Here is a 13,812-nt window from a genome sequence, read left to right as displayed (position 1 = left end):
AAAGAGGAGTCGGGAGGTCAGATGCGCTCGACGACGGTGGCGATGCCCATGCCGCCGCCGACGCAGAGGGTGGCCAGGCCGTAGCGCAGGTCGCGCCGCTCCAGCTCGTCGATCAGGGTGCCGAGGATCATCGCGCCGGTGGCGCCCAGCGGGTGGCCGAGGGCGATCGCACCGCCGTTGACGTTGACCTGGTCGTGCCGGAACCCCATCTCCCGGACGAACCGCAGGGCGACGGCGGCGAAGGCCTCGTTGATCTCGACCAGGTCGATGTCGGCGGCGGTCAGCCCGGCCTTGGCGAGCGCCTTGCGGGTGGCGGGGGCCGGGCCGGTGAGCATGATGGTGGGCTCGGAGCCGGAGACGGCGGCGGAGACGATCCGGGCGCGCGGGCGCAGCCCGTACCGCTCGCCGATCTCCCGGTTGCCGATGGCGACCAGGGCGGCGCCGTCCACGATGCCGGAGGAGTTGCCGGCGTGGTGGACGTGGTCGATGCCCTCCACCCAGTGGTACTTCTGCAGGGCGACGGCGTCGAAGCCGCCGGCATCGCCGATGCCGGCGAAGGACGGCTTGAGGCCGGCGAGGCTCTCCACGGTGGTGCCGGGGCGGATGAACTCGTCGCGGTCCAGCACGACCAGGCCGTTGCGGTCGCGGACCGGGACGACCGAGCGGTCGAAGAGGCCGTCGGCCTGGGCCTTGGCGGCACGCGCCTGGGACTCGGCGGCGAAGGCGTCCACGTCGGTGCGGGAGAAGCCCTCGATGGTGGCGATGAGGTCGGCGCCGATGCCCTGCGGGACGAAGTGGTTCTCGTAGTTGGTCATCGGGTCCATCGCCCAGGCGCCGCCGTCGGAGCCCATCCGCACCCGGGACATCGACTCGACGCCGCCGGCCAGGATGAGGTCCTCCCAGCCCGAACGGACCTTGGCGGCGGCCAGGTTGACGGCTTCCAGGCCGGAGGCGCAGAAGCGGTTCTCCTGGACTCCCGCCACGGTGTCGGGCAGGCCGGCGGTGACGGCGGCGATCCGGGCGATGTCGGAGCCCTGGTCGCCGATCGGGCTGACCACGCCGAGCACGATGTCGTCGACCGCCGCCGGGTCCAGGTCCGGGAAGCGGCGGCGCAGTTCGTGGATCAGGCCGACGACCAGGTCGATCGGCTTGGTGCCGTGCAGCGAGCCGTTGGCCTTGCCCCGGCCGCGCGGGGTGCGGATCGCGTCGTAGACGTACGCTTCGGTGGTCACGGTGGAGAGCCTTTCGGGCAAATGGGTGGTCCGGTGGTCCGGGGAGGGTGCTCCACGGAGGGGTGATCCGGGGAGGACTCCGGGGACGGGTGGTCCGGGGAGGGCTGTTCCGCGGAGGGCGGAGGGGTGGTCCGAGGAGGGGTGGTCCGAGGAGGGGGTCCGAGCCGTCCGGGGAGGACGGCCCGGGGAGGCGGCCGGCCGGGGGAGGCGGCCGGGAGCAGGGCTAGCCGAGGAGGGAGCGGCCGACGATCTCCTTCATGATCTCGGTGGTCCCCCCGTAGATGGTCTGGATCCGCCCGTCGGTGAACGCGCGGGCGACCGGGAACTCGCTCATGTACCCGTACCCGCCGTGGAGTTGGAGGCAGCGGTCGGCGGTTCGCTTCTGCAGTTCGGTGGCCCACCACTTGGCCATCGAGGCGTCCGCCGGGGTGAGCGCGTACCGGTTGTGCTCGGTGATGCAGCGGTCCACGAAGGCGCGGGTGACGGCGCACTCGGTGGCGAGTTCGGCGATCTCGAAGCGGACGTGCTGGAGCTTGGCGAGCGGCCGGCCGAAGGCCTCGCGCTGCTTCACGTACGCGGTGGTGATCTCGACCAGGTACTCGGCGCCGGCGATCGCGGCGGCGGCGATGGTGAGCCGCTCCTGGGCGAGGTTCTGCATCAGGTGGACGAAGCCCTGGTTCTCCTCGCCGAGCAGGTTCTCCTTCGGGACGCGGACGTCCTCGAAGAACAACTCGGCGGTGTCCTGGGACTTCTGGCCGATCTTGTCGAGGTTGCGGCCGCGCTCGAAGCCGGGCATGCCGCGCTCGACCACCAGCAGGCTGAGGCCGTGCGCGCCGCCCTCGGGGGTGGTGCGGGCGACCACCACCACCAGGTCGGCGAGGATGCCGTTGGAGATGAAGGTCTTGGCGCCGTTCAGCAGGTAGTGGTCACCCTGGTCGACGGCGTGGGTGCGGATGCCCTGGAGGTCGGAGCCGGCGCCCGGTTCGGTCATCGCGATGGCGGTGATCAGCTCGCCGGTGCAGAACCCGGGCAGCCAGCGGCGCTTCTGCTCGTCGGTGGCGAGCGAGGTGAGGTACGGGCCGATGATGTCGTTGTGCAGGCCGAGCGCGAGGCCGGAGGCGCCGGCCCGGGCGAACTCCTCGGCCAGCACGGCGGCGTAGCGGAAGTCCGTGCTGCCCCCGCCGCCGTACTCCTCGGGCACGGCGAGGCCGAGCAGGCCCTGCCGGCCGGCAGCGAGCCAGGCGGAGCGGTCCACGATGCCGGCCTGCTCCCAGCGGTCGTAGTGCGGCAGCACCTCCTTGGCGAGGAAGGAGCGGACGGTCGTCCGGTAGTCCTCGTGCTCCTCGGTGTAGATGTCGCGTTGCACGGCAAGCTCCTTATCGGGCCTCGGAGTCGGCGGAGTTCTTGGCGGCCGGGAGCCCGGGCACACCCCAGTCCCGGGCGACCTCGGCGGCGTCCGCGCCCGGCCGCGCCGGCGGGCGGCGCAGCGCGCCGGGGGTGGCGGAGAACCGGGGCGCGGGGGCGGGCTGGGTGAAGCCGTCCGCCTCGACGTACGTCCGGCGGGCCACCAGGTGTTCGGACGCGGCGGCCTGGCGCATCGTCAGGACCGGCTCGACACAGGCGTCGGAGCCCGCGAAGACGTCCTCCCATTCGGCCCTGGTCCGGGTGGCGAAGCGGGCGGCGATCAGGGCGCGGAGCTCGGGCCAGCGGGCCGTGTCCCACTGGCCGGGCGCGTCGGGACCGAGCTCCAGAAGCCGGACGAACTCGGCGTAGAACTGTGGCTCCAGCGCGCCGACGGCGAGGTGGCCGCCGTCCTCGGCCTGGTAGACGGCGTAGCAGGGGGCGCCGCCGTCGAGCAGGTTGACGCCCCGGCGGTCCTGCCACTGGCCCGACGCGAGCAGGCCCCAGAGCACGGAGGTGAGGTGGGCGGCGCCGTCCACGATGGCGGCGTCGACGACCTGGCCGGTGCCGGTCCCGCGGGCGTGGTGGAGTGCGGCGAGCAGGCCCACGACCAGGTAGAGCGAGCCGCCGGCGAAGTCGCCGAGCAGGTTGACCGGGATGGCGGGCGGTCCGTCGGCCGGGCCGATCATGCCGAGGACGCCGGCCACCGCCGAGTAGCCGATGTCGTGGCCGGCCCGGGCGGCGAGCGGGCCCTGCTGGCCCCAGCCGGTCATCCGGCCGTAGACCAGGGCGGGGTTGCGGGCCAGGCAGACCTCCGGGCCGACGCCGAGACGCTCGGCGACGCCGGGGCGGTAGCCCTCGATCAGCAGGTGGGCCCGCTCGACCAGGTCGAGGACCTGACCGGCCCCCTCGGGGGACTTGAGGTCGACCAGCACCGAGCGCTTGTTGCGGTTGGTGACGTCGTACGCCGGGTCGATGCCGAGCGGCGAGGCGTTCGGCCGGTCGACGCGCACGACGTCTGCGCCGAGGTCGGCCAGCAGCATGGCGGCGAAGGGGCCGGGCCCGATCCCCGCGAGCTCGACCACCCGGACGCCGGCCAGCGGGCCGGGACTGCTGGTGTCATGCACTGGCTACAGACCTTCCGGGGTTTGACAGTAAAGCTGTCACACTCGCGATGATAGGGAAGCGACCCGCCGGTAACAAGACCTCGGTCGGGGGCGCCGGCGTCGTACGCCCGCCCGCGCGACGATCTTGGCGAATCGTTGACGCGCACGCCGCAACTACGGCGACGTGAACCGCGTCGGTATACCGACGGAAGGGCCGACAGGGCCGTCCTGCTTGTTCGGAGGGGTTCCGGCCACCGGCCGGAGGAAGAGAGCAGACGCACATGGGTAACCCAGGGTTCACCACCGGGCCGGTCACACCGGCATCCCCGCCGGGCGCGCCGCGCAACCCGGCACCGGGCACCATCATTCCGATCTCCGCACCGGGCACCTCCCCGTTCGCGGCCGGCCCCACCCCGAGCCCCTCCCCCGGCCCGGCACCGTCCGCTCCGACCACCCGGCTGGACCACCCGACCGAGCTGGGCGCCTCGGCCGGCATCGCCCGCCAGATCGCCACCGACCTCGACAACGCCAACGGCAAGGGCGGCAACAACCTCGCCGAACACGCCTCCACGGCGGCCACGAGGATCCGCGGCTTCTCCTTCGGCGGCGCGCTCACCGGCTCCACCGAGCGCTGGCTGCAGCAGTGCAAGAGCCTGCACGACAAGCTGACCGGCACCGCCGAGAAGCTCGAGGACACCCAGCGCAACTACCGGTCCAACGAGCACGCCACCGCCGCCGGTTTCGGCGCCTGAGACCCAGAGAACAGAAAGGAGCCCCCAGAGACATGGTGTCCTTCAAGGAACTGCGCGAGGCCGACTTCTCCGGCGTCACGGAGACCGCCGAGGCATGGACCAACATGGCCAAGGCGCTGGAATCACTGGACGGCCGGGTGGGCCGGGAACTCACCAACACCCCGCAGCGGGCCGGCTGGCAGGGCCCGGCCGCCGACGACGCGAGCCGGGCGCTCCAGGGCATCGACACCGACTTCACCCAGGCCTCCGGTGTCGCCACGGCCCTCGCCGCGATCATCCGGGACGCGGGCGAAGACCTCACCGCGGCCCGCAAGGACCTCGACACCGCGCTCCACGACGCGAACGAGCAGAAGCTCACCGTCGCCGACGACGGGTCGGTCAGCTGGCCGCCGATGTCCGGCAACGGCCACAACGACCCCGACTACCAGGACACCCTGCGCACGTACCAGGCCGACATGAAGGGCAAGGCCGAGGCGATGACCACGCGGATCGCCCAGGCCGTCGCGAAGGCCACCTCCGCCGACCAACGCGCCTCGGCCTCCCTGCAGAGCGACGTCGGCACCAGCACCACCGCCTTCAACGCCCGCCCGTACGGCGGCGGCGACGCGGCCGACGCCAGGCGGGCCACCGACCTGCTGGGCAAGGGCGGGAGCCTCTCCGACGAGGAGCGCAAGCGGCTGCAGGACCTGATGGCCGCCGACTCCGGCTCCAAGGAGTTCTCCACCACGCTGCTGGGTGGCCTCAGGGCGGGCGACAAGACCGGCCCGGAGGCGCTCCTGGAGTACTCCAAGCTCTACAACGGCTTCGCCCACGGCGATCACGGTGCCAAGGACTACCAGGACATCTACGGCAGCCTGTCGAAGGTGCTCGCCACCGCCACCAAGGACGGCGGCATGGGCCGGGAGTGGGAGGACAACCTGCTCAAGGCCGCCCGCAGGCCCGGCGGTTCGGCCGCCGGGTACAACGAGGGCTACCCGGCACTCACCCAGCTGATGGGCGCCGGCGGGAGCTACGACAAGGGATTCCTGGACAGGGTCGGCAACGACCTGGTCGACTACGAGAAGTCCAGCAAGCACAAGGGCGAGGACCTCTGGGGGCCCTTCTACACCGTGACGGGCGACAAGTCGACCGACCCGATGGGCGGCCTCATGCGGGCGATGAGCCACAACCCGGAGGCGTCGAAGGCGTTCCTCGACCCGGCCACCAACGGCAACCTGGACTACCTGCTCAAGGACCGCAAGTGGCCCAACCAGGACAACGAGGGCAAGCTGTTCCCCGCCGACCTCAAGGCGAGCTCGCACGCGGCCTTCGCCGACGTCCTGGAAGCCGCCACCACCGGCCGTGATCCACACGGCAACGAGAAGCCCGTACGCCCCCACGACGAGGGGATGGTGCGCATCATGGACAAGACGCTCACGACCCTCGGCGGGGACCGGGCCGGCCACGAGAACGACCTCTCACCCGTCCTGCGCCGCCCGCTGGCGAACATGATCTCCGAGTTCCCGGCGGACACGCACGACATCCTCAGCAAGGACCTCTCCGGTCCCTCCCACCCGGAGGGGCTCCATGCCAGCCGGGAACAACTGCTGCGCGTCATCCGCGGCGTGACCGAGGACCCGGAGGCGTTCGCCGTCATCCACCTGTCCGAGAGCCGGGAAGTCGGCCGCCGGATGGACGAGTTCGGTCCGGAGAACTTCAAGCCCGACGTGACCGGCCGCCCGAACCCGAAGTTCGCCGGCTTCCTCGACGAGTCCGGGAAGGCGCTCGGAGCGCTCGACGCCGTGCGCGCGGACACCTTCATCGACCACAAGTCGGACGAGCAGTTCAAGAACAACTGGAAAGCCAAGATGGACTACCACGTCTACGGCACCGCGGCGAACATGCTGAAGATCCCGGGCGCCTCCTGGTTCCCCCTGGGTGACGTCGCCCAGCGTCTGGTCGACATCGGCACCTCCGACTGGGCGAACAAGGCCAACGCCGAACTCGACGTCAGGACCCAGGGCGAGGTCAGCAAGAACTACACGGCCGGCGAGTCCCAGCTGATGACCATGATCCAGGAGAAGGCCCGCCGGTCCGGCGTCTCGGACCAGGACATCGACGCGACCGGCAGCGTGACGAAGCAGCTGGCCGACAGCGCCGGGGTGCACTACCGCTCGTCCATCGACCGGGCCTACCACAACGCGCTCGGCAACCCGTGACCGCATGACGACGGAGAAACTCGACCGGACCCTCACCCGGCGCGGCTTCACCACCCGGCGGCTGCGCCTGCGGGCGGCGGCCGTGATCGTGGCGATCACGGCCGGCGTCTCAGGGGTGCTGCTGTACAGCCTCACCAACGTCCTCGGTCCGGGCACCGTGTGCAACGGCGTGGTGAGCGCCGACGCCCTGCACGACGCGCTGGGGCCCGGACGGATCAGCGAGGAGGACACCGGCGAGCCGGCGCCACTGCGCGACAGCGGGTCCTCGTGCACGGCCGTGGTGAGCACCGGGGCGTTCGGCGGGCACAGGTCGGTCCTGGTGGGGGTCCGCTCGGACCGGAACACCGCCGTCTTCGAGGCCGAGGCCGGCGCGCGCCTGTTCGCCGCCTCGGCCAACGGCGGTTCGGCCGGCGGCGTCACGGGCCCCGTGGCGTGGGCGTTGCTGCCGGAAGGCTGCGGCACCGGAGGACTGCGTGCGCGGGTCGACGCGACCAAGGGCGGTTCCGTCGACGACGCCGAGCTCGCCCGGCTCGCGGTGGCGGCCGCCAACGGGATCGCGGCGCAGCACACCTGCACCCAGCCGAAGCTCCCGGCGCCCAGGAGCCTGTCGGCCCCGGGCGCGAAGCAGGACCTGGACAGCGGCAACGTCTGCGGCCTGCCCGGGCTGACTCTCCCCGGCGGGCCGTCCGCCGCCCGCGGACTGAAGCAGCAGGCCACCACCGCGTTCGCCCCGCTCTGGTCCTGCGACGTCGGGACCAGCAGCGCGGCCGCCACCTTCGCCATCGGGACCGAACCCCGGCTCAGGGCGCCGGACGCCGACAAGGACACTCCGGAGGCCTTCGGCCGCGCACGCTGGACCATGGGCTTCTCGTCCCCGAACACCGACGAGGTGGTCACGGCCTGTCAGGGCAGGCCCACCTATTTCAAGATGAGGCTGCTGGGCACCTCGGATCCCTTCCCCGACGTCACGGACCTGTGGAAGCAGTTCCTCACCGCCGGTGGCAAGGCGATCGGCTGCGAGCCGATCATCCCGTAGCGGTACGCGCCCCGGGCCCGTCCGAGCTCTTCGCCCGGGCGGGCCCGCGCGTCCGCGGTAGGAGGCCCGGCGGTACGGATCCCCCCGGAGGGGGAGGCGGATCATGAGCCGGGGGGAGGTCCTGGCGGGCGCCGGTGCGGGAGCGTGGCGGCATGACCACAAGGACCTCCGTCGACCGGGTACGGGTGACGGCCGCCTGGACCGCCGTCGCCGCAACGGTGCCGTATCTGACGATCAAGGTGCTCTGGCTCACCGGCCACCCGGTCGGGGTCGCCGACCGGGCCGGGATGGACAAGCTCTGGTTGGTGAACCTGCTGACCTTCGGCATGGACGTCATCGCCGTCCTGCTGGCGCTCGCCTTCGTCCGGCCGTGGGGGCGGCGGGCGCCGGCCGGACTGGTCGCGTTCCCGATGTGGGTGGCGACCGGGCTGCTCGGCACCGTCCTGGTGGCGCTGCCGCTCAGCGCGCTCGCCTCGGTGCTGCTCGGACCGGAGCAGAGCCCGGCGGGCGAGAGCTCGGACGGCGGGGGCCCGGAAGGGCTCGCCGGCTGGGTGTTCGCCGTCGTCTACGGCGGATTCTCCGTCCAGGGCGTCGCGCTGATCACCGCCTTCCTGCTGTACGCGCGGCGGCGCTGGGCGGGCCTGCTGAGCAGCCGGATCGGCGACCTGCCGGACTCCCCCACCCTCACCGTGCAGCGTGCCCTCGCCGGCGTCGCCGCGCTGCTCGCGCTCGGTGTGGCGGCGGCCCGCACGTACTGGGCGGCGGGTGGCTCGACGGGGCTCCCGGTGCTGTTCACCGAGCAGCGCACCCGGGCCTCGGCCGTGCTGGACGGCGTGACCGCGGTGATGGCGGTGGCCGCCGTCGCGGCGCTGCTGGTTCTGGTGTTCCGCGCCCGGCCGGAACGGCGGCTGCGGCTGCCGGTCGCGGTGGTGTGGACCGCGGGCGGCTCGCTGTTCGGCTGGGGCGGCTACCAGCTGGTCGCACTCGGGACGACCGACGAGGTGACCGACCTGCGCAAGGCCGTGCCGGGGCTGATGCCGCTGGTGGAGGCCGGGCAGTTGGTGACGGGCCTGCTGATCCTGGTGGTCGGCACGATCGCCCTCGTCGAGCGGACGGCCGCGCACGCGATCACCGACGGGACGACCATCGCCGGAACCACCACCGCCGGGACGATCACCGCCGCGCCGACCACCGCCGGTACGACCACTGGCGCGCACGCGGTCACCGACAGGACGACCGCCGCCGGGCCGACGGTCACTGACGTAGAGTCGGCCGGATGAACACGGGGGCGGGCACGGACCGGTGGGGGCTGCGGCGGGCCGGGGGCGCGCTGCTCGGTCGGCGGGCCCGGCTGCGCTGGGTGCACCTGGTGCTCGGCGGCGCGCTGCTGATGCCCTACTGGATGCTCTCGACCGTGCTGATCGGAGCACTCGACCCGCAGCGCGACCCGATGGTCCAGCTGCTTCTCTACTTCACCGCGCTCGGGTTGTCGCTGCCGATGGCCGCCGTCACCGCGCTGGTGCCGACGGTCCGCGCGCTGGAAGGGGCCGCCGCGCGGGCACTCTGCGCACCGAGCCGGCCGGACGAGGTCGCCACCGGCCCGGCCCAGTCCTGGGCGGCCCGGCGGCAGACCGTCGCCTGGTACGTCCTGCACCTGCTCTTCGGCGGGGTGGTCAGCGGGATGACGCTGGCCGGGGTGCCGTTCGCGGTCTTCCTGATGATCTCGCCACTGGGCGGGCCGCCGGTGGCCGAGCTACTGCAGTTCTGGCAGGACCGCGGGGTCCCGTCCTGGCTGCCCGGACCGCTCATGGGCCTCGCGCTGACGCTGCTGATCCTCTCGACCAGCGCCGGCCTGGGCACGCTGCTGGCCCGCTGGGCACCCGTCCTGCTCGGCCCGACCCCGGACGAGCGGGTGGCCGCCGCCGAACGGCGGGCCACCGTGCTCGCCCAGCGCAACCGGCTGGCGCGCGAGCTGCACGACTCGGTCGGCCATGCGCTCAGCGCGGTCGGCATCCAGGCCTCGGCGGCTGCCCGGGTGCTGCGGAGCGACCCGGACTTCGCCGAGGAGGCGCTCCAGGCGATCGGCGAGACGGCGCGGGCCGCAGTCGCCGAGCTGGACGCCGTGATCGGCCTGCTGCGGGAGGAGGACCGGGCCGACGCCGAGCCCGCCGGGCCGACCCTGGCCGAGCTGGACGACCTGCTGCGACAGCTCGCCCGCACCGGGCTGAACGTCGACGCCGAGCTGCCGCCCGGCCTGGACCGGCTGCCGGCCGCGTCCTCCCGCGAGGCGTACCGGATCGTCCAGGAGGGCCTCACCAACGTCCTGCGGCACGCCGGCCCGGCCGCGCCCGCCGGGCTGCGGCTGGGGCTGGCCGCGGGCCGGCTGGAGATCGAAATGACCAACCCGCTGGGCCCCGCCCGCCCCAGCCGCCCCGGCGGCGGCCGCGGGCTGCGCGGCATCGGCGAGCGGGCGGCGGTGCTGCACGGCGGCTGCGAGGCCGGTCCGGCGGACGACGGAACGACGTGGCGGCTGGCCGTCTGGCTGCCGGTGGGAGGGACACGATGAGCGGGACGACGAACGTGACGGATGGGCTGGGTGCCGCGGTCCGGGTGGTGATCGCCGACGACGAACGGCTGGTGCGGATGGGCCTGCGGGTGGTGATCGACGCCGAACCGGACCTGACCGTGGTCGGCGAGGCCTCCGACGGCGCCGAGGCGGTGTCGCTGGTGCGCGAGCTGCGGCCGGACGTGGTGCTGATGGACGTCCGGATGCCCGGCATCGACGGCATCCGGGCCACCGAGCAGCTGGTCGGCGGCATGGCCGACCCGCCGAAGATCATGGTGGTCACCACCTTCGAGCACGACGACCACGTGTACGACGCGCTGCGGGCCGGCGCCGCCGGCTTCCTGCTGAAGCGGGCCAGCGCGGAGGAGATGGTCCAGGCGGTGCGGCTGGTCGCGCGCGGGGACTCGCTGCTCTTCCCGGCCGCGGTGCGCGAGCTGGCCCTGCGCCACGCCCGGGCCGGGCAGCGCGCGGCCGCGCCCGTACAGGGGCCGATCGGGCGGCTCACCGAGCGGGAGGGCCAGGTGCTGCGGCTGATGGCCGCCGGGCTGAACAACGGCGAGATCGCCGGGCGGCTGGTGGTCAGCCAGGAGACGGTGAAGACGCACGTCGGCAGCGTGCTGGCCAAGCTGGGCGCCCGGGACCGCACCCAGGCGGTCATCGCCGCGTACGAGTCGGGCTTCGTCCTGCCGGGGTAGCTCCCGGGCAGGGAGCACCTGCTCCGAGTTTCTTCCGTCCCGGCCCTACCAGCGAGTAGAGTGCGGCCTTCCCTCCCTCTACCGCCCGATACCTCCCGTATCGCCTGAAACGAACTGGTGGCCGTATGTCAGTCCGGACCCGTCCCGCGCTCTGGTGGCGCATGGGCATCGTGCTCTCGGCGGGCCTCGGCCTGACCCTCCAGACCGCGCCGCTGGTGTACTTCACCATCCAGAGCAACGTGATCGTGCTCGGCTACTTCATCGGCGCCGTCTACTGGATGGTCAAGCGCGGCACGGTGGACGCGCCCGCGCCCCGGCTGCGCGGCGCCGCCACGCTGTACATCCTGATCACCGGGCTGGTCTCGCACATCCTGCTGGAGCACGGCGCCAACCCGCTGCCCGGGCTCTTCGACGGCCCGGACAAGCTGCAGCACTGGTCGTCGTTCTTCCTGCACTACGTCACGCCGGTGATGGTGATCATCGACTGGCTGACGCTGAAGCCGCGCAACGCCGCCGCCTGGCGGGACGTCCCGCTCTGGCTGGCCTTCCCGCTCGGCTACGCGGCGATCGTCCTGGTCCGCAACGCGCTGTTCTCCAACTACCCGATGCCGTACCCGTACTTCTTCTTCGACCCGACGACCGAGGGCTACGGCTACGTGTGGGGCCAGATAGCCCTGCTGACGGTGGAGTTCATCGTCCTCGCGGCGACCGTGATCGGGCTGGACCGGCTGGGCACCCTGGTCGCGGGCAAGCTCCGGCCGGGTGCCGCATCCGCGTCGGAGCCGGCCTCCGAGGTCTCCGAGGTCTGATCCCGACCCGCACCGACCCGCACCGACCCGACCCACGCGGCGGCCGGCTCGGATCCGCCAGGAGCGGATCCGGTCGGCCGCCGCGAGCATGTCGGCCCGTCAGCACCTCGGTGGCGCGCCCCGGTGACGGACTACATCGGCTCCACCGCCCGCAGTTCGCCGTCCAGCTCCAGCCAGCGGGTGAGCCCGAGGCCGCGCAGGAACGGCAGGTCGTGGCTGACCACGATCAGCGCGCCCTGGTAGGCGGCGAGCGCCTCGGTGAGCTGGCGGACGCTCGCCAGGTCGAGGTTGTTGGTCGGCTCGTCGAGCAGGAGAAGCTGCGGCGGCGGGTCGGCCAGCAGCAGGGCGGCCAGCGTGGCGCGGAACCGCTCGCCGCCGGAGAGGGTGGCGGCCGGCTGGTCGGCCCGGCCCCCGCGGAACAGGAAGCGGGCCAGCCTGGCCCGGATCGCGTTGTCCCCCGCGTTCGGCGCGAACCGCTTGACGTTCCCCACGACGGTGAGCCCGTCGTCCAGCAGGTCGAGCCGCTGGGGCAGGTGGCGCACCGGTACCGGGGTGGTGATCTCGCCCTCCAGCGGGGAGAGTTCGCCGGCGATGGTGCGCAGCAGGGTGGACTTGCCGGAACCGTTGCGGCCGACCAGGGCGATCCGCTCGGGGCCGCGCAGGTCGAGGTCGGCGGTGGCTCCGTAGGGCAGCCGGACCTTCTGCAGGGTGAGGACGGTGCGGCCGGCCGGGACGGCGGTGCGGGGCAGGTCGATCCGGATCTCGGCGTCGTCGCGCACCGCCTCCTCGGCGGCGGTGAGCCGCTGCTTCGCCTCCTCCAGCCGCTCGGTGTGCATGCCCTGGAGCCGGCCGGCCGTCTCCTGGCCCTGGCGCTTCAGCATGCCGCGGAAGATGTGCGGGTCGTTGCGGGTGACCGAACGCTTCTTGCCGTAGCTGGCGCTGCGCTCCAGCCGGACGCGGGCCTCGGACAGGTCGCGTTTCTGGCGCTGGACGTCGGCCTCGGCGTTGCGCAACAGCCGCTCGGCCGTCTCCTGCTGGGCGGCGAGGGTACGCTCGTACTCGGCGAAGTTCCCCCCGTACCAGGTGACCTGACCGTCCCGGAGGTCGGCGATCTGGTCGACGTGCTGGAGCAGCTCGCGGTCGTGGCTGACGATCAGCATCACGCCGCTCCAGCCGGCCACCGTCTCGTAGAGCCGCTCGCGGGCGGCCCGGTCGAGGTTGTTGGTGGGTTCGTCCAGCAGCAGGACGTCGGGGCGGCTCAGCAGCAGGGCCGCGAGCCGGAGCAGGACGGCCTCGCCGCCGGAGAGCTCGCCGGTGGTCCGGTCGAGGCCCAACCGGTGCAGGCCGAGCCGGTCGAGGGTGGCGCGGGCGCGCTCCTCGACGTCCCAGTCGTCGCCGACGGCGTCGAAGTGCCGCTGGTCGGTGTCGCCGGACTCGATGGCGTGCAGGGCCTCGCGGGCGGCCCGGACACCGAGCGCCTCGTCGACCCGCAGGCCGGTGTCGAGGGTGAGGCCCTGCGGCAGGTACCCGAGCTCGCCACCGACCTTGACGGTGCCCGCGGTCGGGGTGAGCTCGCCGGCGACGAGGCGCAGCAGGGTGGACTTGCCGGAGCCGTTGAGCCCGATGAGGCCCGTCCGGCCGGGGCCGACGGCGAGGTGGAAGCCGTCCAGGACGGTCTTGCCGTCGGGCCATTCGAAGGCGAGGTCGGTGCAGAGGACGGAGGTGCTGGGTTGTGCCATGAGTGGCCTCCCGGTGGTTGCCTGCGGTCTTGGGGAGCGACACGGGAGACACCGCGGGAGTGCACGCAGGGAGCGGGAAGGGACCAAGGGCCGTCAAGGGCCACGGACCGGCTCACCACTGAGGTCGCGCACTCGCACACTCACGCTCCGCGGGCAGCAGGGCTGCAACGCGGCGGGGGCGGTGTCTCGGGACCTCAGTAGAGCAACGGCCTTCTCCTGTTCTGACGGGTGGCACGGATCACGCTACGGAGGCCCACCGGGGGCCGCAACAGGTTTTT

The 13,812-nt window shown here is 72.9% G+C and carries 11 protein-coding genes; 7 read left to right on the top strand and 4 right to left on the bottom strand.

What is annotated here, in order from left to right; genetic code table 11:
• Positions 1-17: 17 nt before the first annotated feature.
• The 3 genes from ACZ3YO_RS02615 to ACZ3YO_RS02605 all read right to left on the bottom strand — a co-directional run bounded on the left by ACZ3YO_RS02615 (position 18) and on the right by ACZ3YO_RS02605 (position 3,760).
• Positions 18-1,232, bottom strand: coding sequence for an acetyl-CoA C-acetyltransferase (locus ACZ3YO_RS02615; RefSeq protein ID WP_465548270.1), 1,215 nt, complete (start codon positions 1,230-1,232; stop codon positions 18-20).
• 223 nt (positions 1,233-1,455) lie between these two features.
• On the bottom strand, positions 1,456-2,598 hold the full coding sequence (locus ACZ3YO_RS02610) for an acyl-CoA dehydrogenase family protein (protein WP_465563814.1): 1,143 nt from the start codon (positions 2,596-2,598) through the stop codon (positions 1,456-1,458).
• 10 nt (positions 2,599-2,608) lie between these two features.
• The gene (locus tag ACZ3YO_RS02605; RefSeq protein WP_465563812.1) at positions 2,609-3,760 is read right to left on the bottom strand and encodes a CaiB/BaiF CoA transferase family protein; all 1,152 of its coding nucleotides are present in this window, start codon (positions 3,758-3,760) and stop codon (positions 2,609-2,611) included.
• Positions 3,761-4,020: 260 nt separating this feature from the next.
• On the opposite strand from ACZ3YO_RS02605, the gene ACZ3YO_RS02600 reads away from it, so the two are divergent.
• The 7 genes from ACZ3YO_RS02600 to ACZ3YO_RS02570 all read left to right on the top strand — a co-directional run bounded on the left by ACZ3YO_RS02600 (position 4,021) and on the right by ACZ3YO_RS02570 (position 11,795).
• Positions 4,021-4,491 (top strand): hypothetical protein, encoded by a 471-nt coding sequence (locus ACZ3YO_RS02600; RefSeq protein ID WP_465563811.1) that lies wholly within the window; start codon positions 4,021-4,023, stop codon positions 4,489-4,491.
• A gap of 32 nt (positions 4,492-4,523) precedes the next feature.
• Positions 4,524-6,689, top strand: a complete 2,166-nt coding sequence (locus ACZ3YO_RS02595; protein ID WP_465563809.1) for a hypothetical protein — start codon at positions 4,524-4,526, stop codon at positions 6,687-6,689.
• A gap of 4 nt (positions 6,690-6,693) precedes the next feature.
• A complete protein-coding gene (locus tag ACZ3YO_RS02590; protein WP_465563807.1) occupies positions 6,694-7,725 on the top strand; it encodes a hypothetical protein in 1,032 nt (343 codons plus the stop codon).
• A gap of 152 nt (positions 7,726-7,877) precedes the next feature.
• A complete protein-coding gene (locus ACZ3YO_RS02585) occupies positions 7,878-9,005 on the top strand; it encodes a hypothetical protein (protein ID WP_465563806.1) in 1,128 nt (375 codons plus the stop codon).
• The gene (locus ACZ3YO_RS02580) at positions 9,002-10,291 is read left to right on the top strand and encodes a sensor histidine kinase (protein WP_465563804.1); all 1,290 of its coding nucleotides are present in this window, start codon (positions 9,002-9,004) and stop codon (positions 10,289-10,291) included. The genes ACZ3YO_RS02585 and ACZ3YO_RS02580 overlap by 4 nt, the downstream gene beginning before the upstream one ends.
• Positions 10,288-10,986: a response regulator transcription factor gene (locus ACZ3YO_RS02575; RefSeq protein ID WP_465563803.1), complete on the top strand. Its 699-nt coding sequence runs from the start codon at positions 10,288-10,290 to the stop codon at positions 10,984-10,986. The genes ACZ3YO_RS02580 and ACZ3YO_RS02575 overlap by 4 nt, the downstream gene beginning before the upstream one ends.
• A 125-nt stretch (positions 10,987-11,111) precedes the next feature.
• Positions 11,112-11,795, top strand: coding sequence for a Pr6Pr family membrane protein (locus tag ACZ3YO_RS02570; protein WP_465563801.1), 684 nt, complete (start codon positions 11,112-11,114; stop codon positions 11,793-11,795).
• A 131-nt stretch (positions 11,796-11,926) separates the two neighbouring features.
• Here ACZ3YO_RS02570 and ACZ3YO_RS02565 read toward each other — a convergent pair whose 3' ends face one another.
• Positions 11,927-13,534, bottom strand: coding sequence for an ABC-F family ATP-binding cassette domain-containing protein (locus ACZ3YO_RS02565; protein ID WP_465563799.1), 1,608 nt, complete (start codon positions 13,532-13,534; stop codon positions 11,927-11,929).
• Positions 13,535-13,812 lie beyond the last annotated feature (278 nt).

The sequence above is a fragment of the Kitasatospora sp. NPDC022785 genome, assembly GCF_055561295.1.
Note: the sequence above shows the minus strand (reverse complement) of the source record. Positions and strands in the feature narration are given on the sequence as shown.

Excerpts from the sequence above, each read along its gene's own strand:
- ACZ3YO_RS02565 (WP_465563799.1), bottom strand. The coding sequence starts at position 13,534 with ATGGCACAACCCAGCACCTCCGTCCTCTGCACCGACCTCGCCTTCGAA.
- ACZ3YO_RS02600 (WP_465563811.1), top strand. The coding sequence starts at position 4,021 with ATGGGTAACCCAGGGTTCACCACCGGGCCGGTCACACCGGCATCCCCG.
- ACZ3YO_RS02595 (WP_465563809.1), top strand. The coding sequence starts at position 4,524 with ATGGTGTCCTTCAAGGAACTGCGCGAGGCCGACTTCTCCGGCGTCACG.
- ACZ3YO_RS02575 (WP_465563803.1), top strand. The coding sequence starts at position 10,288 with ATGAGCGGGACGACGAACGTGACGGATGGGCTGGGTGCCGCGGTCCGG.
- ACZ3YO_RS02585 (WP_465563806.1), top strand. The coding sequence starts at position 7,878 with ATGACCACAAGGACCTCCGTCGACCGGGTACGGGTGACGGCCGCCTGG.
- ACZ3YO_RS02580 (WP_465563804.1), top strand. The coding sequence starts at position 9,002 with ATGAACACGGGGGCGGGCACGGACCGGTGGGGGCTGCGGCGGGCCGGG.
- ACZ3YO_RS02590 (WP_465563807.1), top strand. The coding sequence starts at position 6,694 with ATGACGACGGAGAAACTCGACCGGACCCTCACCCGGCGCGGCTTCACC.
- ACZ3YO_RS02570 (WP_465563801.1), top strand. The coding sequence starts at position 11,112 with ATGTCAGTCCGGACCCGTCCCGCGCTCTGGTGGCGCATGGGCATCGTG.